19 protein-coding genes are annotated in these 20,475 nt (G+C 60.4%); 8 read left to right on the forward strand and 11 right to left on the reverse strand.

Going from position 1 to position 20,475, the window contains the following annotated elements:
* Positions 1 to 63: 63 nt before the first annotated feature.
* The 7 genes from OKW45_RS08125 to OKW45_RS08155 form a co-directional block, all read right to left on the reverse strand.
* Positions 64 to 573, reverse strand: a complete 510-nt coding sequence (locus OKW45_RS08125) for a VOC family protein (protein ID WP_429467063.1) — start codon at positions 571 to 573, stop codon at positions 64 to 66.
* Complete coding sequence (locus tag OKW45_RS08130) at positions 573 to 1,604, reverse strand: sulfotransferase family protein (RefSeq protein ID WP_429467065.1); 1,032 nt, start codon at positions 1,602 to 1,604, stop codon at positions 573 to 575. Before OKW45_RS08130 ends, OKW45_RS08125 begins: the two co-directional genes overlap by 1 nt.
* A 168-nt stretch (positions 1,605 to 1,772) precedes the next feature.
* The gene (locus OKW45_RS08135; RefSeq protein WP_429467067.1) at positions 1,773 to 2,939 is read right to left on the reverse strand and encodes a DUF1214 domain-containing protein; all 1,167 of its coding nucleotides are present in this window, start codon (positions 2,937 to 2,939) and stop codon (positions 1,773 to 1,775) included.
* A complete protein-coding gene (locus OKW45_RS08140) occupies positions 2,927 to 3,865 on the reverse strand; it encodes an alcohol dehydrogenase catalytic domain-containing protein (protein ID WP_429467069.1) in 939 nt (312 codons plus the stop codon). The genes OKW45_RS08135 and OKW45_RS08140 overlap by 13 nt, the downstream gene beginning before the upstream one ends.
* Positions 3,866 to 4,284: 419 nt before the next feature.
* Positions 4,285 to 5,094 (reverse strand): ArsR family transcriptional regulator, encoded by an 810-nt coding sequence (locus OKW45_RS08145; protein WP_018425452.1) that lies wholly within the window; start codon positions 5,092 to 5,094, stop codon positions 4,285 to 4,287.
* Between the two features lie 229 nt (positions 5,095 to 5,323).
* Positions 5,324 to 6,277, reverse strand: coding sequence for an SDR family NAD(P)-dependent oxidoreductase (locus OKW45_RS08150; RefSeq protein ID WP_429467071.1), 954 nt, complete (start codon positions 6,275 to 6,277; stop codon positions 5,324 to 5,326).
* A gap of 22 nt (positions 6,278 to 6,299) precedes the next feature.
* On the reverse strand, positions 6,300 to 7,439 hold the full coding sequence (locus OKW45_RS08155) for a phosphotransferase (protein WP_429467073.1): 1,140 nt from the start codon (positions 7,437 to 7,439) through the stop codon (positions 6,300 to 6,302).
* A gap of 112 nt (positions 7,440 to 7,551) precedes the next feature.
* Between OKW45_RS08155 and OKW45_RS08160 the strand changes: the two genes are divergently transcribed.
* The 6 genes from OKW45_RS08160 to OKW45_RS08185 all read left to right on the forward strand — a co-directional run bounded on the left by OKW45_RS08160 (position 7,552) and on the right by OKW45_RS08185 (position 14,067).
* On the forward strand, positions 7,552 to 8,049 hold the full coding sequence (locus OKW45_RS08160; protein WP_018425455.1) for a MarR family winged helix-turn-helix transcriptional regulator: 498 nt from the start codon (positions 7,552 to 7,554) through the stop codon (positions 8,047 to 8,049).
* 293 nt (positions 8,050 to 8,342) lie between these two features.
* Positions 8,343 to 9,587 (forward strand): acyl-CoA reductase, encoded by a 1,245-nt coding sequence (locus OKW45_RS08165; RefSeq protein WP_429467075.1) that lies wholly within the window; start codon positions 8,343 to 8,345, stop codon positions 9,585 to 9,587.
* Positions 9,587 to 10,972 carry a hypothetical protein gene (locus OKW45_RS08170; protein ID WP_429467077.1) on the forward strand — a complete coding sequence of 462 codons (1,386 nt, stop codon included), beginning with the start codon at positions 9,587 to 9,589 and terminating at the stop codon, positions 10,970 to 10,972. The genes OKW45_RS08165 and OKW45_RS08170 overlap by 1 nt, the downstream gene beginning before the upstream one ends.
* A 36-nt stretch (positions 10,973 to 11,008) precedes the next feature.
* The gene (locus OKW45_RS08175) at positions 11,009 to 11,860 is read left to right on the forward strand and encodes an oxidoreductase (protein WP_429467079.1); all 852 of its coding nucleotides are present in this window, start codon (positions 11,009 to 11,011) and stop codon (positions 11,858 to 11,860) included.
* A 30-nt stretch (positions 11,861 to 11,890) separates the two neighbouring features.
* Positions 11,891 to 13,255: a hypothetical protein gene (locus OKW45_RS08180; RefSeq protein ID WP_429467081.1), complete on the forward strand. Its 1,365-nt coding sequence runs from the start codon at positions 11,891 to 11,893 to the stop codon at positions 13,253 to 13,255.
* Between the two features lie 113 nt (positions 13,256 to 13,368).
* Positions 13,369 to 14,067 (forward strand): TetR/AcrR family transcriptional regulator, encoded by a 699-nt coding sequence (locus OKW45_RS08185; RefSeq protein ID WP_429467083.1) that lies wholly within the window; start codon positions 13,369 to 13,371, stop codon positions 14,065 to 14,067.
* A gap of 33 nt (positions 14,068 to 14,100) precedes the next feature.
* Here OKW45_RS08185 and OKW45_RS08190 read toward each other — a convergent pair whose 3' ends face one another.
* Positions 14,101 to 14,685 carry a PaaI family thioesterase gene (locus OKW45_RS08190; protein ID WP_429467085.1) on the reverse strand — a complete coding sequence of 195 codons (585 nt, stop codon included), beginning with the start codon at positions 14,683 to 14,685 and terminating at the stop codon, positions 14,101 to 14,103.
* Here OKW45_RS08190 and OKW45_RS08195 point away from each other — a divergent pair.
* Positions 14,685 to 15,836, forward strand: a complete 1,152-nt coding sequence (locus OKW45_RS08195; protein ID WP_429467087.1) for an NADH:flavin oxidoreductase — start codon at positions 14,685 to 14,687, stop codon at positions 15,834 to 15,836. The genes OKW45_RS08190 and OKW45_RS08195 overlap by 1 nt on opposite strands.
* 61 nt (positions 15,837 to 15,897) lie before the next feature.
* Here the strand turns inward: OKW45_RS08195 and OKW45_RS08200 are convergent, their stop codons facing one another.
* The 3 genes from OKW45_RS08200 to OKW45_RS08210 all read right to left on the reverse strand — a co-directional run bounded on the left by OKW45_RS08200 (position 15,898) and on the right by OKW45_RS08210 (position 18,723).
* The gene (locus tag OKW45_RS08200; protein WP_429467088.1) at positions 15,898 to 16,593 is read right to left on the reverse strand and encodes an SDR family NAD(P)-dependent oxidoreductase; all 696 of its coding nucleotides are present in this window, start codon (positions 16,591 to 16,593) and stop codon (positions 15,898 to 15,900) included.
* A gap of 63 nt (positions 16,594 to 16,656) precedes the next feature.
* On the reverse strand, positions 16,657 to 17,451 hold the full coding sequence (locus tag OKW45_RS08205; protein ID WP_090808869.1) for an enoyl-CoA hydratase/isomerase family protein: 795 nt from the start codon (positions 17,449 to 17,451) through the stop codon (positions 16,657 to 16,659).
* 75 nt (positions 17,452 to 17,526) lie between these two features.
* Entirely contained in the window at positions 17,527 to 18,723 is a 1,197-nt protein-coding gene (locus OKW45_RS08210) for an amidohydrolase family protein (RefSeq protein ID WP_429467090.1), read from the reverse strand.
* Between the two features lie 238 nt (positions 18,724 to 18,961).
* On the opposite strand from OKW45_RS08210, the gene OKW45_RS08215 reads away from it, so the two are divergent.
* Complete coding sequence (locus OKW45_RS08215; RefSeq protein ID WP_429467092.1) at positions 18,962 to 20,383, forward strand: MFS transporter; 1,422 nt, start codon at positions 18,962 to 18,964, stop codon at positions 20,381 to 20,383.
* The last annotated feature ends 92 nt before the right edge of the window (positions 20,384 to 20,475 follow it).

Below are 20,475 nucleotides of genomic sequence, written 5' to 3' on the forward strand. Positions count from 1 at the left end.
CCGTAGCGATGTGCACTGCGAGACGGTGATCGTCGTCAACCGAAAGCGCGGTGTTGACAGCGTTCATTGGACCACTCCATTGCGAGGCACCTGTTCCATCGCAGCGAGACCGGCAGGGGTGTACCAGATATGCTCGATATAGTGTCCGAGCGTCCCCCGGTGATCCGTATAGAAGTACCGGGCGGAGCCACGCGACTGGCCGTCGATGATGATGGGCACGCCCGCGGCAGCCATTTGCTCACGCTGTGTTTCGAATGCCGCTTCGCTCTGGATCAGTTGCGCTATGTGATGATGGCGAATCGCGAAGCCGTCTCGAGGCAGGGCATCGCGATACACGCGGTCGTCGCCGCACAGCGGCTCGATCAGTTCCAGCTGAAGCGACCCGACGAACGCGAGCGCGATGTTCAGCTTGCAGCGACGTCCCGCGATGGACTCTATTTCAATACCCGGCAAGCGCGCCCACGTCGGCACCTTCTGTTCTCTGCGAAAGCGCTCAATTGCCTCGTCCACATCGGTGGTGACGTACGCGATCTGCAGAAAGCCGGAAAACGGAGAAAGCAACGGCGTTTTCATCAGTGCAGTCCATAGGTGGTCATATAGCGGGAGAAGCGCTCCCTGATCGCTGCCGGTGCAAGGCCGAATTCGTCCTGCGTATATCGATGCGCGCCATAAGCGCGTTCGGGACTCTGCTTGACGCGTCGGCGCATCGCTTCCATCGTTTCGGCGGTCAGTCTGAAGCCGAAGTGGCCGTAGATACGCGTCATGGTGCCAATCGGATCGGCGTGGAAGTCGGCCTGCCTGATATCGAGGAACTGCCGGTTCGGCAAGGACGCACGCGCCGCAATTGCCGCTTCGCTGGCGCGCGCCCAGTTATCCAGTTCGCGCCTGCCGATCTCGTGCCGGTCGACCTGCTCGCCCTCAGAAATCCGACGCGCCATCGCCAGCACGCTCGCGAGCGAAGGCAGCGCCTCCACTGGATCTCGATGTGTCTGTACCACGCATGCATCGGGAAAGACCTCGAACAGCGCCGGTAACTGCATCAGGTGTCCGGGATTCTTCAGGAGCCACGTCTTTTCGCTGTCTCGCGCACCGATGAGACTGATCGTCTTTGCCAGGTAACGATATGCAGGCAATTCGCTCTGTTCACGCCACCAGCGATCGTATTGAGGTACACGGAACGACGAGCCCCACAGATTGCTGCAAAAGCCCTGCTTGAGTATTTCCAGGCATTCATCTACCTCGTCAGCCACGATATTGTGTGCCGCGCGCATCTCTGGCGCTGACCTGAAAAAGGCCTCGAGCCCGGCCGCGGTCGCCTGGAACTGAACATGGCTGGTCCACGTATCGCGCGGAGGCCGCGGCTGCGGAAAGACGGTCAGCCATTTTTCCAAACCCTGAAATTGTGGATCAACCGAAAGCAGCTTGTGCAGCGCGGTCGTACCGGTTCTCGGTATGCCGGTGATGACGAGTGGGCGCCGCGGCGTCCGCGACAACACATCGGCATGCTTGCGCAGCCCCTCTACCATCGTCAGGCGCGACACCAAAGCACCGACAACAGCATTCCACGCAAATTCCCGTCGCGCCCGGCGCGAAGCGCGGACCATCTTCGTCGAGCGCGTTCAAAAGCTGTGTCAGGCCCGGCCTGTACTCAGCGCTGGAGCCGAAATCCGTCAGGCCAGCGACAGCACTCGCGCTCGCGTGAAGTTCGTCCTCCGCACCCGTGAATCGTTTCGATACTGACATCTGTTGTCTCCCGAAATCCATTCTTGTCGCTACCACCGCCGTCTCAACTGCGCACCTATGCGTCTCTCGCGCAGAAGTCTGCCGCGCTCGCTCGCGTCTACGAAGCGAGTTCCTGCCGGCAAGTGATTGCGCAACTCGCAAAGCGGCACACGTTTGAGTGTCGGAACTGGTTCCGAGCTACACCCATACCATCTGCCTATCGCAGTCCCACGATTGACGCCGCATGTATCCAGCCAGTTCAGGACACCGGGATCGCGATGAGCAATCACCGCGCGAAAATGACCGTCGCCGTCGACGTGTGCCTGATGCCCATTGAGGCTGCTTTGGTGATCGATATAGTCAAGCGCGTTGAACAGTGTGTCGTTCAATTGCACGTTCCAGTAGCGGCGCATCTGCGGCAGCGCGGTTTCGAGAATGAGCGCTTCGTCATCACCGAAATCGAAAATGGACTGCCAGTACGCCTGCTTCGCGAGTCCACCGCCGAAAGCGAAAAACTCGAACTCGTTCACCTTGATTCGCGTGCGCAGTTGCTGCATATGGGTGAGCCAGCGACGTGACAAACGCTCCGCGTAGTCCATCAACTCGCCGGTACGCCTCGCGATCTCCTCGTGGCCCATCGACGGCTTCAACAGGGGAGCATCGAGGCACTCGATAGCGATTCGCGCGTCGCGTTCCCTTCCCCATGCATACGAGCGCTGGCGCAGCATGGCGAAATCAGCCTCGCAATGCAGCTCGATCCAGTTGCCGTCGTACCCGGCAGGACGCCGCGCGCTCAAAAAAATATCGAAGCTGCCGTCATCGCGAATTTCTACGTCGTCGAGGTCGAACTGACCGAGCGGCGGATGGGCTTCATCGGTAGTGCCCATGATCCCGCGGCCGAGGTCGAGCGTCAGCAAATGCACGCTGCCGCGTTCTCCGACTATCCGGTATCGCAGGTCTCCTCGCAACGGTGCGACGAAATAGGTATCGTCGGGATTCGGCTGCAGCATGAAGACTGAGTTAAGGAAGGGCAGCCAGTCAGGATGAAATGGATCGGATTGGAAGTAGATGAAGTAGGCCAGCGAAAGATTCATCTGAAACTGCCGATACAGCTCCGCGCGTGTTTGAGGATCGCAGGGTGTTTCAGTCAATTCGAGCAGACTGTCCGCGGTTGCCAACTGGGAGAGATAGTCGCGCCAGGATTTCAGCTCAGCCATGGATTCACCATTACCTTGCATTGCGTCGAGCGATTGCGCAGAGCCTCAAACATCTCGGGCAACGCGTCGAGAGACACACGATCCGTGATCATCGCGCGCGGTTCGACACAGCCCGCGTCGAACACGTTAGCGACATGAGTGAACTCTTGCATACTGTAGGTGACAGCGAACTGAATTCGCACTTCCTTCCACACCGCTACTGCCGGGATAAATTGATCTGGCACCGTGCAGAAGCCGAGCACTACCACGTCACCCCGCGGCTTGACGCAATGAATCGCCTTCGCAATCAGATCCTTTTGCCCTGCGCATTCGAAAACGACGTCTGGTGAACCCTTAAGAGCTTCGCCAGCCAGCGCCGCCAGATCCTGCCCCTCCTCCGGAACCACAAACTCGTCCGCCCCCATGTGCCGCGCAAGCGCTTCGCGGCGCAGTGAGGAAGCGGTGACGACGATGCGTCCGGCGCCGAGGCGGCGGGCCCAGAACGTGGCCGCGAGCCCGACGGGACCCGCGCCAATCACGAGCGCTTTCGCACCCGGCGTGAGTTTTGCCAGCGCAACGCCGTGCAAGCCAACCGCCATTGGTTCGATCAGTGCGCCGTCCTCCATGCTCAGCGTCTTCGGGAGCCTGGTCGTTACGCGCTCGGCCACGACGGCATACTGAGCGAACCCGGCGGCGGCGCCCTTGAAATGCGCGCAAAAGTTGGGCTTGCCGGATAGACAAGTCGTGCAGTGCCCGCATCCGACAAACGGCAGCGCGGTAACTGGGTCGCCAACCTTCAGCTTCTCTACACCCTTTCCCACGGCAATCACCTCGCCAGCGAATTCGTGGCCAAGTGTTGAATTTTCTGGAAGGGTGAAATGCGGAGCGTGCCCATCCGTCATGTGAAGATCCGATCCGCAAATACCGCAGCGGTGAATCTTCAGCACGACTTCTCCGGATGCTGGACTGGGATCGGAAACACTCCTAACTTCCAGCGGCAAACCTACCCTCGTGAAATACGCGGCCCTCATCGCTCGGATCTCCGTTTGGCGTGAATGTTCTGCTCGTCACCAACATCTGTAAATGTACTTTACTGGGAAAGTATCTCGGTTAATCCTGGTGTTTGTACCGAGCGAGCACGAGAAGACAGCGCTCCAATGCGTTGCCGCGGAGCTATCGCTCGGCAAGATATCGTTGTGCGGAAGTGGTCGATTGCCACCAGATGCGTCGGAGGCAACAAAAGACGCAGGAGAAGGCCCGCTAAGAACGCTGGCCTGTGACTGGTCTTGCGTCTTGCGCGCTTGTTGCCAGCCGAGATGGCGATGAGTCAGGCGTTGCTATCGAGACGATGAACACCGCAACTATGTCAGGCGCGCTCGGCACTCCGACGTGCGGCCTCTGCGTCTGCGAACAGATGCAGTTCCCGCAACAAAATCGACAGTGCCGCTCGCCGCTCAGGCGTCATATGACTGGAAGCCACCCAGTCGGTGCCATACGTGCCCTCATGGAGAATGTTCGTTAAAACCTTGCGCGCCCGTGACTTCATTCTCACGAGAATTCCACGCCCATCCGCCGGATCCGGCAAGCGCTCCACCAAACCGATCTGCTCAAGTCTGCTGACGCACTTGGTGATGCCGCCGAGCGTCATCGCCAGTGGTTTTTGCAGTTGCGTTGGAGACTGGGTATACGGTGGCCCTGAAACCAGAAGCGCGTCCAATAGCAATAGTTCGGCTGCCAGCAGGCCTTGACTCGCAGCGGCTTCCTTGAGCGCCCGGTCGATGTGCGCAGATAGCCGTAGAAGTCGTTGCCCGATCAGATAGATGTTCGCGTCCTCCGCTGGCCACTCGCGCGCCCACACTGCGGCCTGTTGGTCCAACGCATCGCCATCTTCAGGGCATGCTGACTTCTGCAACGCTACGCATTCCGTCAGGAATTGTGCTTCAGCCTGAGAACGTCTCGAATAGAACGCCTCGCCATTGTTATCGACAGCAACATCGATCCAGCCGGCCTCGTCAAGCGCATTCAGGTGACGCGTCACCCCCGCACGTGACATGTTCAGTTCACGCGCCAATGCGGCTGCGCTTTGCGCCCCCTTGCTCAGCAGCGCCAACAGTTGTCGTCTGGAAGCGTCCGCTAACGCGGCAAAAAGCGAATCTGCGGCCTTGCGAGCAGTCATGCCATCATCGATCGGTGGAGACCCTCGCCTCTCGGATCGCAAAAACGCGTGCCGAGCAAAGGGGCGATTGGCATTAACCGCAATTCGACGGCCATGCCAATGCCAGACAGGTGCCGTTTCCTGCAACGCGGGTCAAATTCGGCCCCGCTAAGTTACCAGAAAATTTGACCAGGAAAGCACAGCGAAAAGTGACGCTTTGCTGCCCGACGTACCCGGCCCGATACGGTGGCTATTGCTGGACCAGATCGTACGCCGCAAGCGCCGCAATCTGCGTCACGCCACCGTCCACGGGTAAACACGTGCCGGTAATGAATCGCGATTCGTCGCTGGCGAGAAACAGCGCGGCGGCCGCGACGTCCCATGCATCTCCCTCCAATGGGAGAGGCGCGATCTTGCGGCGACGTTCGCGAGCCTTGTCGTCAAGCATGCTTTCCACCATTGGCGTAAAAATATGCCCCGGAGCAATCGCGTTGGCACGAACCTGATCGCTGCCGTACATCACCGCGAGTTCACGCGTAAAGCCGACCATTGCCGCCTTTGACGAGCCATACGCGGCCGACCCGTGGCTGCGGATGCCTGCGACCGAACCGATGTTGACAATGGCCCCGCTTCCGCGCGCCACGATCTTCGGCACCGCACTTCGGCTCATCAAGAACGCACTTTTCAGATTGACGTCGATCACACGGTCCCAGGACGCTTCGTCGATGTCCTGCAATCGCCCCGGCGCGCCTGAGATACCGACGTTGTTGATGAGAATGTCCAGACCTCCATACCGCTGAACGGTCTCCTCGACAATGCGCGCACAGACAGCGCCGTCCGTGATATCGCCGGTCGATACGAACGCTCGGCCGCCCGCTTCCGTGATCAGCGCGAGCGTTTCCGCCGCCCGCTCGTACTGCTGATCGACGAGACAGACGGACGCGCCCTCCGCCGCAAAAAGACAGGCAATGGCCTTGCCCGTGCCAAAACCCTGACCGAGCGATCCTGCGCCGGTCACGATCGCGATCTTGCCGCTTAAACGTTGATGAAAGATTTTCGGAACAGGCATGCTGTGATCGGTTGATGAAAGTCGATTGTCATCTTGAACGTTCGAGCGAGCATCTGCACGTTCACGTTCAAGCCATAACTCGCCAGGAGGCTGCCGATGGTCGAGCTTAGTCTCGCCAAGCCGATAATGCAACATACGGTTGCATTATCGGCTTAGATCATGTCGATTCGCCCACCGTGCCGTGATCCACCAATGCCGCGCCAAAGCGTGCCGCATACGCGGTGTTCACTGCTTCGGTCTGGAAGCGGGTTTCGTTAATCGCAAAGATGAAGTATCCATACGCGAGATCGCGTCGATAGTCGTTCCACGCTTCGTCGAAATCGGGCGCCTCGACCCCGCCAATCGCCAACTGCGAGAGATAGTGTTCGAGCAGCGACCGCTCCCATGAGCGACGGTCCTCGATATCGAGTGCGCACCCTATGTGATAGGCGACCTCGAGGCTCCAGGGTGCCCGACTGACCTGGGCATCGAAAAAACCTGGCGTCCCGTCAGCTTCGACGTACAGATTTCCCAGATGCGTATCGCCGTGAATAAGGCATACCGGTTTGCTCTTATGTTCGCGCGCAATGCGCGCGAGAGATGCCATCATCCAGTCCCGATCGTGCAGATACCGGCTTACTGCCGCTCCTCTCGGCAGCGATATGTAGTGCGCCCAGACGTCCGGTTCGAGATATCGGTTCTGGTATTCCAGCGACCAGTCCGAAAAACGCTCTCCCACCCATTCGAGCCGACCGCCCTTGTCGAACTCCCGGCTGTTCCATGTTTGCGCGTGATAGCGCGCCATGGCACTCAACCGTAGGGCGACTTGTTCGTAGCCCTGCGATTGCTGGGCACGGCAAAACTGAACGTTACGCTCGCTCAGGTCTTCCATCACTACGACCGATTGCCAGGCGTCAGGATCCGTGCCTGCAAAAAAGCATCTAGGCGCGTTCATATTGATGAACGGTAGAACGTCGCGATAAAAACGCATTTCGTTGCGATACATGTCTCTCATCGAAGGACTGTGATCCTCGAAACCGCCTTTGACGATCATGCGTGCCGGCAGCGCCATTGCCTGTCCCGCGTCGTTGTACTCGAGTGCGACGCGTACCTTGGTCGACGTACCCGCCAATACCGCCACGTGCCTGCACGAAGTTACTTCGGCGCCGGGAAAGCGGAACGCGATCGCGGAGCTTAGCCACTTTGCGGTCACTTCCTCAACAGCGACAGGCAACGCCATGTCACTTACCACACTAGGTTCCGACAAGGTTCCTCCCGAAGATTGCAAACAAAAAGACGCGTGCGCATCGTCGCGCATACCTGCTCCCCGTCGCAACATGGGGAAAACCACACCTCGCCTATCGTTGCATATTTCGAATGCCGTGCATATAGTTGCTTGCAAATGCAGCTACTTTTTTGGCAGGAAATCGATGAATCTGTCCGACTCCGTCACGCTCGAGCGAGAACCGGCTGGCGCCGAACTCGCACAGAGACTTGCGCCAGAGGAATACCGTACTGAAGATAGTGTCGCGTTCAAGATGAACCTGGTTCGTCTTCTGCTTGGCGCGGAAATCGACGGAAAGCTCGCTGCGAGCGAGCTTTCAGCAATACAGTGGGGAATCCTGAAAGCACTGTACGACGGACGTGCTCGCACACCTACCGCCTTGTGCCGGGTGCTGCTCGCTGACAGCAGCATCATGACCCGCAAGCTCGATTCGCTTGAAAAAAGAGGCTTGATTGAACGAATTCGCAGCACTTCCGACCGACGCTGTGTCGAACTCACACTGACTGAAAACGGCCGCCAGTTGTTGCGCGGAACCCTGCCGCACATCGTCGATGCAAGCAATCGGCAGCTTCGCGGCTTCACGGTCGAAGAAGTCCGAACCGTCAAACATTTACTCGATCGGATGATCGTCAATCTGAGCTGACTAGCGATAGCAAGCTCGGAACGGACCAGAGTCTGCGCCCCAAGTCAAAGCGTATCGATATTTGAAAAGGAGCTTTTATGGAGCACCCCGAAACAACGGAAAGGCAACGCGGGAACCCGGCGCAGGAGCCCAGCCTCGTGCCGCTGCCGGTTCCTCACGTATACCGCGGTCGCACTGTCAACGGAAGCGCCATCAGGCACGTATCGCGTGATCTTGGCCAAGGTTTCTGCACACCCAGGATCGACCTTGACGACCTCGTGTGGCCGCGAGCTGAGTCTGGCCCCGCCTTCGATATGCCGATTGCGAAGGTTATCGACTTTCTTGTCGGGCTGGGACCGCGTTTGCATCTGGACGTCAATCCGCTGATGCAGGCCGCGCTCGAGTCAATGATCAAAGTGAGTCCGCTCGGGCGACGGATTCTCGAAAACTGCTATCGCGACATTCCCAACCTTTTCGCACGCGAGGTGATCGAGGACGAGTTGCGCGTAAGTCTTGGCGATGCGCGCCTCGTCGACGGTTGGGTGGCGCGCACGCTGCGCGGGCGCCCGAGTCGTCTGCGCGCGTTTCCACCGCGCCTCGTACATGTGCTCGCAGGCAACTCGCCGATGGTGGCAGCCATGACGGTCATGCGCGCGGCGCTGACGAAAGGCGTCCACCTGCTCAAGCTGCCTTCGAACGATCTTTTCACGGCCACTGCAATTCTGCGCACGATGGCCGACATCGACCCGGATCATCCCGTCACCCAGTCGTTTTCGGCTGCGTATTGGCGCGGTGGAGACGAAAATGTCGAGTCGATTCTTTATCGTCCGCAGTACTTCGACAAGATTGTCGTATGGGGCGGCGACAGCGCGGTTCGGCACGTGATGCGCTACGCTGGCCCCGGGCTCGAGCTGGTCGCGTTCGATCCGAAGGTATCTATCTCGCTGGTCGGCCGTGAAGCCTTTGCATCCGACGAGGTGCTGCGCGACGTCGCGCGTGCCGGCGCAGCCGATGTGCTGTCGTTCAACCAGGACGCGTGCAATGCGAGCCGGTATCAATTCATCGAAGGCGACGAAGACGACGCCGACCGCTATGCCGAGCAACTGGCGCTGGCACTCGGCCAGGACTTTCGCTATGGCGACGGCCAGGGCCCGCTGGTGCCCAGCGACATTCGCGAAGCGGTTGATGTGCTGCGTGAGATGGAGCCGCTCTATCGGGTGTTCGGCGGATACGACGGCAAGGGGCTCGTCATTCGCTCGGAAGAAATGGTCGATTTTCATCCCATTTGCAAGACCGTCAACGTCGTTCCCGTGGCAAGCCTGCGCGACGGTGCGCGCTATGCGACCGTCGCCACGCAAACGGTCGGCATCTATCCGCCGCACCGGGTCACAGAGGTGCGCGACGCGCTCGCGTGCGCTGGCGTCCAACGCATCGTGGCACTGGGCGAATCTATTTCAGATGGGGTTGGCGGCTATCCGCACGACGGCATGTTCCCGATCCATCGATTCATGAAATGGGTCTCGGAGGAATCGGGCCCGAATCCGGAGGAGACGCAATAATGCAAGCCCTTTCCACGCTGCTTCAACTCACGAATCTTCAAGACCCCTTCCGCAACGCGCCGGAAAGCCTCCAGGCCGCGCAACTGCAAGCCGTGCGCGAGCGCTTCGCGCAGCGCCGGCAGCAGATTCGCATTCTCGACAAGCGAGCCAGCGAAGCCGGAGTGACGGAAGTGAAGAGCATGAGCGATGCCGTGCCATTGCTTTTTGCCGACTCCGTCTACAAGAGCTATCCCGATTCGTTCATCGAGCAGGGAAAATGGCGCCACCTCACGGCGTGGCTTCAAACGCTCACAACCCGCAAGATCGACGAACTCGACTACGGCACGATCGCCGATCTCGACGACTGGATCCATGCGCTGCGTCGAAACGGCCACTACGTGATGAGCTCGAGCGGAACCTCGGGCAAGCAGTCCTTCATTTACCAGAGCGAAGCCGACCGCGAACTCGGCTGGCGCCTCCTCTCCCAAGGCATTCGCTGGGCGGCGAGCGGCATGCGCGATCCGTCGCGTCGCTATCCCGTGTTCCTTCTGACGCCCTCCTCCGGCTCTTACACCGGAACGGAGCGCATGGCGAAATTCGCCGAATCGATTGCGATGCCCGGCGACCTTCATTACATGTCGGATGTGCCGCAAAGCGCCGCGCACACCACGCGCATGGCGCGCATGCGGCGGGCCATCGCGGACGGCACCGCGCTCCCCAGTGAAATCGAAGCCTTCCAGAACGAAAGTCGAGAACGCAGCGAACGCGTACAAGCCGATTTCCGGCAGTTCATCGACCAACTTCTCGAACGGCGTCACGAGCCCATGTTCATCATGGGCATGATGGGCATGCTTTATCAGATCGTCGCCACGGCGCGCCAGCGTGGCATTCCCGACGCCGACTTTCACCCCGACACGATCATTAGTATCGGCGGCGGCAAGAAAGGTGCGAACCTCCCAGAAGATTTCCAGCAACAGTGCGAGCGCTTCTTCAACTTCAACGCGACCAACTTCAACGACGGCTACGGCATGGGCGAAGTATCGGGCTTTTGCCCGTGGTTTCACGAAGCGAAGGCGTGGACGGTCCCGCCCTGGCTCGTCCCGCTGGTGCTCGACTCGACCGGCGAACAACTGCTTAATCCTGCGGACGGGAAAGGCATCGTCGAGGGACGGCTCGCCATGATCGATCTGCTCGCGGATGGGCGCTGGGGCGGCGTGATCAGCGGCGACAAGGTCACCGTGGAGTTCGGTCACGGCATCGACGGCGTGCGCACGCCCATCATTCGCGACGTGGTGCGCTACAAGGATTTGCCCGGCGGCGACGACAAGCTGTCCTGCGCGGGAACGATCGACGCCTACGTCCGCGGAGAGATCGCCGACATGACCGAGGCCCGGACCGCCAACTAAATCGATGTTTGCTACTCATCTGAAGGCCAATCGACAATGACTGAAACACAGACAAGCCCAGCCGTGTGGTTCATTACCGGCGTTTCGTCCGGCTTCGGCCGCTCGCTTGCGGAGGCGGTCCTCGCTCGCGGCGACAAAGTGGTCGGGACCGTTCGGAATGACGCACAGATCACGCCATTCGAAAATCTCGCACCCGGACGCGCCCACTGTGTGCTGCTTGACGTGACCGACGCGGCGGCGGTGCCTCGCGCCGTCGAGCAGGCCATCGAGCGCGCGGGACCCATCGACGTACTCGTCAACAACGCGGGCTACGGTCTGTTCGGCGCATTTGAAGAGGTCTCCGACGCGGAAGCACGTCAGCTGTTCGATACCAACGTGTTTGGAACGGTCAACGTGATACGTGCCGTACTGCCTCATTTTCGCGAGCGCGGCCGCGGTCATGTCGTGAACTTCTCGTCGGTTGCCGGGGTGATCGGCATCACGGGCTGCAGTTTCTATTGCGCTTCGAAGCATGCGATCGAAGGGCTTTCCGAATCGCTCGCTCGTGAACTGAGCCCGTTCGGGATTCGTGTGACCGTGGTCGAGCCGGGTGGCTTCCGCACCAATTTCGCAGGCGGATCGCTGAAGTGGAGCGAGGTCGAATCACCCGTCTATACGGAGACCGTGGGCAAGATGCGTCGTTACATGAGCAGCTACCACGGCACGCAAACGGGCGACCCGGCAAGGGCTGCCGACGCCATCGTGCGCGCGGTTTCCGCAGACACCCCACCGCTGCGGCTACCACTAGGCCCGGACGCCGTCGACCTTGTTCGGAAGAAACTTTCGTCCGTGCAACACGACCTCGAAGCCTGGCTCGACGTGTCGAGTTCCACCGACTTCGACCACTGACGCCTGGCAACTCATAGCCCTGGAGACGACATGTCCGCTTTGGACCCGTTCTATGCAATGCTGCGCGGTGAAAGCGACCCGTTTCGCAAGCACCCCGAGAACCTTCGCGAGCTTCAGCTCGCTGCCATGAAAGAGCGCTTCGCCGAGCGCCGCGAACGGATCAGGCTACTGCGTCGCAGAGCGGAAGATGTCGGCGTCAACGAGGTGACCCGCCATGAAGATATGGTGCCCCTGCTGTTCGCGCATCAGATCTACAAGAGCTACCCCGAGTCATTCATCGACAACGGCCGCTGGAAGCATCTTTCGGCATGGCTGCAAACGCTCTCGAGCAAACGGGTGGCCGAAGTCGATCTGGACGGCGTGGACAACGTCGACGCATGGATGGACCGTCTGCGCACAGCGGGACACCATGTTTTCAGCTCGAGCGGCACATCCGGCAAGTGCAGCTTCATCAGTCAGACGCAAGCCGATCTCGACAATGTCACCGAGTCGTGCGTGAAGCTGGGCGTCTACGGCAACGCAATGATCCGAAGAGATTTCGGCAAGCGCCCGGCTTTCCTCATGATGCCGCCTGCCGGCGCGCATCGGCATATCGAACCGGTACTGAACGCAGCGCAACGGCTCGGCGCGGAAACCACGCTGATGTTCGACGAACCGGTGCTCGCATCCGCAACGATTTCGATGGGCCGCATGCGCCGCGCAATCGCCGACGGCTCCGCGAAACCGAGCGAGGTCGCGGCGTTTCAGGAGCAGGCGGTGGCGCGCCAGCGTCATACCGGCAAGATGATCGACCGGTTTCTCGACAAGCTAACCGCGCAGCGCGAAGTTCCGGTGCTCGTCCAGGGCAACTGGTCGTTGCACTGGACGCTCATCGAGCGCGCCCGTCAGCGCGGCATCGCCGATGGCATCTGCCATCCGGATACGGTAATCACCACCGGTGGCGGCTTGAAGGGCACCTCGGCCCCCGCCGACTATCGGGAGCAAATCATCCGCTTCTACGGTATTCGTGCCGAGAACGTCCAGAACAGTTATGGCATGTCCGAGATGATCGGAACCGGCCCCTGGTCGGAAGTTGCGCAGGGTTATGCAATCTGCCCGTGGATCGTCCCGTTCGTCCTCGACAAGGCGGGAGAGCAACTGCTGAATCCTGCGGATGGACTGGGCGTCGTTGAGGGGCGCTTCGCGTTTTTCGACCTGCTGGCCGAAGGATACTGGGGTGGTTTCATCACTGGCGACAAGGTCGTGGTCGACTTTTCACCGGCGGAGAACACCGACGGCCTGCAGGGGCCGCTGGTCCGTCAAGTCGGCCGCTACGCCGATCTCGAAGAAGGCGAAGACAAGCTCTCGTGCGCCGGCACGATGGAGTCGTATGTACGTGGCATGATCAACGTTTGAGCCCTGCTGCGCGCGGTCCGAGCCCCAGGGGCGCCATTACTGGCGCCCCCTTGGGCTCATGAGTATACTGATGTTCTGATTCCGACATCAAACACTCCCCGATGTACAAACCTATGTCAGTTCAGGCTCCCAACGGAGCCTCGCGGCTCGCTGCGGCGGACAAACCTCGAACGGCTGGTCGGCCCACCCACGACGATGCGGTTCAGTTGCGCGAGCGGCTGCTCGACGCCGCCAAATCCGTGTTCATCAGAGAAGGTTTCGGCGCCGCCAGGGTCGAGGAAATCGCATCGCTGGCTGGCGTCAGCAAAACGACTGTGTATCGCCAGTTCGGCACGAAAGAAGAGCTTTTTCGCTCCATCGTCTGGCGCGGGATGGCCGATCTGCGGGGCAAGATCTCGGAGCACCTGGAACCGGGCCGCGATTTTTCTACGAACATGGCATCCCTTATCGATGCGCTCGTCGAACACATGGCAATACCGGACAGCATGCACACTTCACGCATGGTCATTGGCGAGGCGATTCGCTTTCCCGATGTCGCAAAACAGTTTCTGCAGTTCGTGGTGACGATGCTGGAGCCGCTAACCGGCGTTCTGGAAGCCGCCGCGCTCAGCGGCGTAATCGCCATCGACGATCCCTCGAACGCGGCGCGCGATCTTCTCACACTGGTCACAGGCGCGCCCGAAGTGCATCTCGCGGTTCAGACCACCCGTTCCGAACGGAAACGCCGGGCTGAGCGGATTCATCGGCTTCTGATGACCGCGTGGAGGTACCGTGCGGCACTGGATAAGGTTCGAGCCCGGTCAATGCCGTAACGTTCGCGCGGCCATCCAGGTCTCGCCAACGCACTAGCTGTCAATTTCACCCATCACCTGGAATTGCCCCGACGCCTGGGCGATGCATTTCGCATTCGCCCAGATCCGGCAGTCGGAGAAAATCACCCGCTTTCCCGAACGTAGAACGTCGACGTGTGCTTCCACCCAGTCGCCCGGCTCCGCGTTCCCCATGAAATTGACCGTCAAGCCAGTCGTCAACACCCTGACGGCTGGTTGACGCGAATACTTGCTCGCCCACGTGATGGCGGTGTCTGCCAGCATGCAAACAGCGCCCCCGTGCATCATGTGGCCAAGGTTGCGATGCGCTTCGCGAACGTACATGCCGACGATGTGTCCGCGTTCGCTCTTGCGAAAGTAGGTAGGTCCGAACATCCGATGGAAGGGACCGAACTCCGGCATCAGTGCAAAGCCCTCCGGGATGAGCTTTGCGCCGCTCTCTTCGAGCGCGTCTACCGCCAATGAGTCTGCTTGCTCCAATGCAATCCTCCTGTTCAACGCCGCCTGCACACACACACGAGACGGCGCCAATATTGCTTTTTCATCGATAGAACATAGCGTATCATTATTCGCACACAAGTCAACTATGTGAATGTCCAATGGATACCAATTCGCTCTTTTCGCCCCTCGCCGTGCGCGGGGTCACGCTTGCCAACCGTATCGTCATGTCACCCATGACTCGCGGCTTTTCGCCGAACGGATTGCCCGGTAGTGACGTCGCCGCCTACTACAAGCGGCGTGCGCAGGGCGAGACAGGCCTGATCATCACGGAAGGCGTCGGCGTCGATCACCCCGCGGCGCTCGGCGAAGCCGGACTCGGAGAAAATTCGATTCCCGTGCTCGCCGGAGAGGAATCAGTTGCCGCGTGGCGACGCGTGACGGACGAAGTTCACGCTAGCGGCGGAATCATCTTTCCTCAGTTGTGGCATATGGGACCCATGAAAGAGGCGAATACGGGCCCCTTCCCGGGCGCCTCTCCACTGCGCCCATCGGGACTGTGGGGACCGGAAGGACGAATGACATCGCTCAACGCAGGTTACATGGAGCGCGTCATGCCGCCAACTCGCCCGATGACCGATGCCGAGATCGCGGACGTCATTGCAGCCTATGGTCGAAGCGCGCGCTATGCGACGGCCGCCGGCTTCGATGGCATCGCGATTCACGGAGCTCACGGCTATCTGATCGACGCTTTTTTGTGGGCAGAAACCAATCAACGCACGGATCGATGGGGCAAGGATCTCACGGCGCGCAGCCGCTTTGCCGCCGAAGTTGTTCGCGCAATCCGCGAAGCGATCGGCGCGACGATGCCGATCACGTTCCGCTTCTCCCAGTGGAAGCAGCAGGATTTCCGCGCGCGTCTCGCCAACGACCCGCACGAGCTAGAGCACATTCTCGCGCCGCTCGCGGATGCTGGCGTCGACATCTTCGAGGCGAGCACCCGCTATTTCAACCGGGCGGAATTCGCGGGCTCAGAGATGAATCTCGCCGGTTGGGTGAAGAAGGTAACCGGCAAGCTTTCGATGACTGTTGGCGGAATCGGCATTAACAAGGGCTACTACGATTCAATGGCCGGGGCCGCGACATCGGCGCAGCCCGACCTCACTGCCCTGCTCGATCGTTTCTCACGCGGCGAGTTCGATCTTGTCGGCGTGGGACGCTCGCTTCTACATGATCCGAACTGGGCGCGGCGCGCACGGCTTGGCGAGCCGTTCCTCGGGTTCAGCAACGACTCGCTCGCACACCTCACCTGAAACGCGATTTGCAGTTGGCGCCTTGACTCGGGCGTCAACTGCTATTTCCGGTTCGGGATCTTTACGTACGCCCGGTGACAGGAATCAACGCACCGGTCACCCCCGACGCGGCGCCAGACGCGAGAAAGAGAATCACCTCGGCGATTTCTTCAGGCCGCACCCAGCGGGAAAAGTCAGCGTCGGGCATATCCTTGCGGTTCTGTGGCGTATCGATGATGCCTGGCAAGATAGCGTTGACGGTAATGGAACGGCCTTTGAGTTCTTCGGCCAGCGCCTCAGTCAAACGCATCACCCCTGACTTCGAGGCCGCATATGCTCCCATGCCCGCGCCCGCCTTCAGCGCAGCGCCGGCTCCAATATTGATGATGCGTCCGCCCCCCGCGCTATCGGCAATATGGTCGAGTGCCGCTTTCGACGCAGTCGCCGCCGTGCGCACGTTCGTCCGGTACATCAGATCCCAGGTGTCGAGACTGCCGTCCACCAGCGTTTCCCAGCGAAAGCCTCCCGCTACGTTGACGATCGCATCGAGCTTGCCAAGCTGCTCGACGAGCGCGGAAAGCGCCGAGCGCGCCGCATCGAGATCAGTCAGCTCGACGTCTCCTCGCCACCAGGAAGCGTGCAGCTGCTCCGCGCTCGCGTTCTCCGGCTCGAGCGCCTTGTCGATCAGCGCGACCTTCCAGCCGTTCTCCGCAAACACGCGACCAACCGTGCGCCCAAGCGTGCCGAATCCACCCGTTATCGCCACTACCCGTTGCATCTGCATCCCTCCCTCGCCGCGCCCGGCGCCGCCGGTACCGCTGGCGCCGGACACTGTAAAAGCTCAACGTCCCTTGAACACCGGCTCGCGTTTCTCGCGAAACGCGTTGACCGCCTCTTGATGGTCTTCCGTCAGGTTCGACAGCGCCTCGTATGCAATCGACGCGTCGAGAATGGCATGCGCAAGTTGCTTCAGGCCGATGTTGATCGACGCCTTGGTCCACTGGATGGCGCGCGAAGCGCCGTTTGCGAGACGCTTCGCCATCGCGTCGACCACGGCATCCAGCTGGTCGGCCGGTACGGCATGATTGATGAGACCCAGTCGTGCCGCCTCTTCCGCGGTGACGAGATCCCCCGTCAACAGGTATTCCTTGGCCTTCGCATAGCCCACGAGCTGCGGCCAGATCACCGCGCCGCCATCGCCCGCCACGAAGCCGACTTTCACGTGCGGATCGCCAATCTTTGCATGATTGGCCGCGTAGCTCAGATCCGAGAACAGCGCGATCGTCGCACCGAGACCGATTGCATGACCGTTGATCTTGGCGATGACCGGCTTCGGACAATCCAGCATCGAGAAGACAATTTTCTTTGCACGCTGCATGCCTTCGAGGAACAGCGTGGGGTTGTCGATGACCTGCTGCATATGCTCGATATCGCCGCCCGCGCTAAAAGCCCGCCCTGCGCCCGTCAACACAACGACACGGGTCTCAACGTCCTCGGCGACATCGAGAAAAAGCCGTGACATCTCGATGTCCATTTGCTCGTCGAACGCGTTCAACGTTTCCGGGCGGTTGAGCGTAACGGTCAAGACGCCGCCTTCGCGTTCGAGCAATAGCGCCTGATAGTCCGAAATATTCATGGCTAACCTGTTCATAATGAAGAAATCGCGCGGGACGGAAAGACCGTCTGCCGCCGTCGACCGGTGCAAGGCCGATTACACGTGCAGCGGAATGAACCGGCGGCCGTTGTCGTACATGATCTTGCGCGTGTCTTCTTCCGAGAGCTCATTGCATGCTTCCGACGCGAAGTCCTTCGGTTCGGGCACGCCTTCCGCGTGCGGATAGTCGGAGCCCATCAACAGGAAGTCCGACGATCCCGTTTGAGCGATGATCTGGGCGATGTCGTCCTCCGGATACGCGACCACGAAGACATTTTCCTTGAAGATCTGGCTCGGGCGTTTCTTCAACTGACCGCACGGCCAGTAGCCATTCTTCGCCATCCCCCGGCACTTGTCCATTTTGACCAGCAGCGAAGGCACCCACTCGGCACCGTTTTCGGCGCTGCACAGCTTGACCCGCGGGAAACGCTCGAAGAAGTTGTAGAAGATGAACGACGACAGCGTTTCCATGACCGGCCGCTCGCCGTAACCGTGCATCCAGACAAAGGCGGTCTGACGCTGGCGCGACTGCTGCACGGGCTCGCCCCACACCGCCATATGATCCTTCATGTAGATCGCTTCCGACACATGGAAGGTGACGCGCACGCCCGCTTCGTTGAGGATCGACCAGAACGGATCGAAGTACGGATCCGCAGGTGCACGGCCATTGAACGGCCCCATCGGCATCAGGATCACCCGCACACCGTTCGCAACCAGCCACCTGGCTTCGGCGACAGCCGCATCGAGATCGTCGAGCGTGACGACCGGCGTCGTGTAGATGCGGTCTTTGTAGTTGAAGCCCCAGTCGTCAAGCATCCACTGGTTATACGCATGCAATACCGCATTTGCCGCAACGGGCTCGTTGAGGTAGGAAATACACGCGACCATTTCGCCAATGTACATCGTGCAGGCTTCAACACCGAATTCGTCCATCTTCTTCAGGCGCGCGTCGCGGTTGAACATGTCCGGCGTCGGCGAAACCCGCATATCGACGTTGTCCTTGCCATCCTTCATCGCGCGCAGCCACTCATGCAGCTTGCCCGGCGGCGGAACGTGCCCCTCGGCCGATGTGTAGCCCTCGCTGATTTCCACCTTCCGGTCGCCCACATACATGCAGCGGTTGCCGTCTGCCGTGACACGGCTGGTAAAAGACCAGTCCTTCCTGAACTTCTCGGGCAAATGACGGTTGAATGCGTCCTCGACTTCGTAGAAGTGCGTGTCGGCGTCGTAGATCTTCCCTTGATACGTTTGCATGGTCTCGCTCCTGATTGTGGGGAGCGCTTGAGAACGTGCGCCCTTGAGAGAAGTATCGGGTCAAGCCATCGACCTAAAAACTCTCATATCGAACTCGAAAACGTCGATATCGATTTGATATCGGGCGGTGGCCTCGCGACCCTTGCGGTCGGCATCGAATTCTCCAAAAAAAACAGCAATACGAACGACGTTCGTATATAAGTATAATCGAAACGAAGACACGCAACCGGAGACGTTTATGCAAGCCGAAGTACTCTCCCAGCCGGCACACCGAGCGCAACCGGTAGCGGGTCCACCGCGCGGGTTCACGATGGCGATCCTGCTTGCCGCGGTAGCGGCCTCGTCCGGCATCACCGTCATCTACACCGTGCTGGTCACGCTCTACAAGGCTTTTCCTGCGTCGAACTCCGTGAGCTGGACCGTCACCGCATACTGGCTCGGCTCGGCCGTCTTTGCCGCGGTGAGCGGGCGACTCGGCGACCTGTTGGGCTACCGCCGCATCCTGCTCGTGGTGATGTCGGTCGCTGCGGCGGGCGCAGTCGTGGCCGCATGCGCGACCGATGTCGGAATGCTCGTCGCGGGGTGTGCGATGCAATCAATCGCGGCAGGCATTACGCCACTCTCCATCGGTCTGGTTCGTGAGAATCTGCCACCCGCCAGGCTGCCTGCCGCGGTGGGGATGATCAGTGCGGCAGGCATGGTGTCGGCGGGGCTGATCTACATCTGCGCGGGCGTTGTCGTGGATCACTATTCGTGGCAGGGCGGCTTCTGGTTCAAAGTCGCGCTTTGCGTCGTGGCCGTCGCGGCGGTACGCGCGTGGGCACCGCCGTCGCCACCGAATCCCGGCGTGCGGATCGACTACATTCGAGGTCTCGCGTTCGCTCCGGCACTTTGCGCCATCCTCTTCGCCGTGCAGCAAATCCGCACGTGGGGGCTCGGCGATCCGCGGCTGTGGGGCTTGATCGCTGGCGGGATGATCGTGCTCGGACTCTGGGCACGCCATCAACACGGGGCGCGTCATCCGCTCATCAATGTGCGTCTGCTGAAGAGGCGCGAAGTCGTGTTGGCCAATGCATGCATGGCATTCCTCGCGGCAGGCGCCATGCAACTAGGACAGGTCTTCTCGCTGCTCGCCCAGCAACCTGCCGGCACGCACGCCGGATTCGGGTTGAGCGCGACCGCGGCCGGATTACTGATGTTCAGCGTCAACATCGTCGCGCTGGTCGCGAGCCCATGGAGCGGCCGGGTTGCGGCCCGCTACAAGGCCCGGCCCGCTGCCTTGATTGGCATGCTCATACTGGCCTTGGGCTGGGCCTCGCTGATCGTGCTTCATCGCAGCCTGCTGCTCTTCGTTCCGGGTGCGGTGCTGTGCTCGTTCGGCCTCGCCTTCGCAAGCACAGCGCTGTACAACCAGATCGTGGAAGCGACGCCTGCACATCAGACAGGCGAGGCAACGGGAATGCTCTACGTTTTCTTCTCGTGTTTCTTCGCGGTAGGTGCCCAGGCGGTATTTGCGCTGCTGCGCAGCGCGACGGCGGGACACGACGGTGCATCGTTTCCGGCCGATAGTGGCTATGTTTCGGTATTCGTCTACATCGCCTGTAGTTCGATCGCCGGACTGCTGGTCGCCTCCATGCTGCCGAAGCGTCGTACACGCTGACGGTCGTTGCGACCGATCCGTTGCGCGTGGGTGCAACGATTCTTCGACCGCACCGCGACCGCGACCGCGACCGCGACCGCGGCGCATTGAAG

The organism is Paraburkholderia lebeckiae, assembly GCF_050436225.1.
Taxonomy (GTDB): Bacteria; Pseudomonadota; Gammaproteobacteria; order Burkholderiales; family Burkholderiaceae; genus Paraburkholderia; species Paraburkholderia tuberum.

Excerpts from the sequence above, each read along its gene's own strand:
- OKW45_RS08165 (WP_429467075.1), top strand. The coding sequence starts at position 8,343 with ATGCCGATTGCGAAGGTTATCGACTTTCTTGTCGGGCTGGGACCGCGT.
- OKW45_RS08135 (WP_429467067.1), bottom strand. The coding sequence starts at position 2,939 with ATGGCTGAGCTGAAATCCTGGCGCGACTATCTCTCCCAGTTGGCAACC.
- OKW45_RS08130 (WP_429467065.1), bottom strand. The coding sequence starts at position 1,604 with ATGGTCCGCGCTTCGCGCCGGGCGCGACGGGAATTTGCGTGGAATGCT.
- OKW45_RS08205 (WP_090808869.1), bottom strand. The coding sequence starts at position 17,451 with ATGAATATTTCGGACTATCAGGCGCTATTGCTCGAACGCGAAGGCGGC.
- OKW45_RS08180 (WP_429467081.1), top strand. The coding sequence starts at position 11,891 with ATGTCCGCTTTGGACCCGTTCTATGCAATGCTGCGCGGTGAAAGCGAC.
- OKW45_RS08150 (WP_429467071.1), bottom strand. The coding sequence starts at position 6,277 with ATGTTGCATTATCGGCTTGGCGAGACTAAGCTCGACCATCGGCAGCCT.
- OKW45_RS08155 (WP_429467073.1), bottom strand. The coding sequence starts at position 7,439 with ATGCGCGACGATGCGCACGCGTCTTTTTGTTTGCAATCTTCGGGAGGA.
- OKW45_RS08175 (WP_429467079.1), top strand. The coding sequence starts at position 11,009 with ATGACTGAAACACAGACAAGCCCAGCCGTGTGGTTCATTACCGGCGTT.
- OKW45_RS08185 (WP_429467083.1), top strand. The coding sequence starts at position 13,369 with ATGTCAGTTCAGGCTCCCAACGGAGCCTCGCGGCTCGCTGCGGCGGAC.
- OKW45_RS08160 (WP_018425455.1), top strand. The coding sequence starts at position 7,552 with ATGAATCTGTCCGACTCCGTCACGCTCGAGCGAGAACCGGCTGGCGCC.
- OKW45_RS08195 (WP_429467087.1), top strand. The coding sequence starts at position 14,685 with ATGGATACCAATTCGCTCTTTTCGCCCCTCGCCGTGCGCGGGGTCACG.
- OKW45_RS08170 (WP_429467077.1), top strand. The coding sequence starts at position 9,587 with ATGCAAGCCCTTTCCACGCTGCTTCAACTCACGAATCTTCAAGACCCC.
- OKW45_RS08125 (WP_429467063.1), bottom strand. The coding sequence starts at position 573 with ATGAAAACGCCGTTGCTTTCTCCGTTTTCCGGCTTTCTGCAGATCGCG.
- OKW45_RS08215 (WP_429467092.1), top strand. The coding sequence starts at position 18,962 with ATGCAAGCCGAAGTACTCTCCCAGCCGGCACACCGAGCGCAACCGGTA.
- OKW45_RS08200 (WP_429467088.1), bottom strand. The coding sequence starts at position 16,593 with ATGCAACGGGTAGTGGCGATAACGGGTGGATTCGGCACGCTTGGGCGC.
- OKW45_RS08210 (WP_429467090.1), bottom strand. The coding sequence starts at position 18,723 with ATGCAAACGTATCAAGGGAAGATCTACGACGCCGACACGCACTTCTAC.
- OKW45_RS08145 (WP_018425452.1), bottom strand. The coding sequence starts at position 5,094 with ATGACTGCTCGCAAGGCCGCAGATTCGCTTTTTGCCGCGTTAGCGGAC.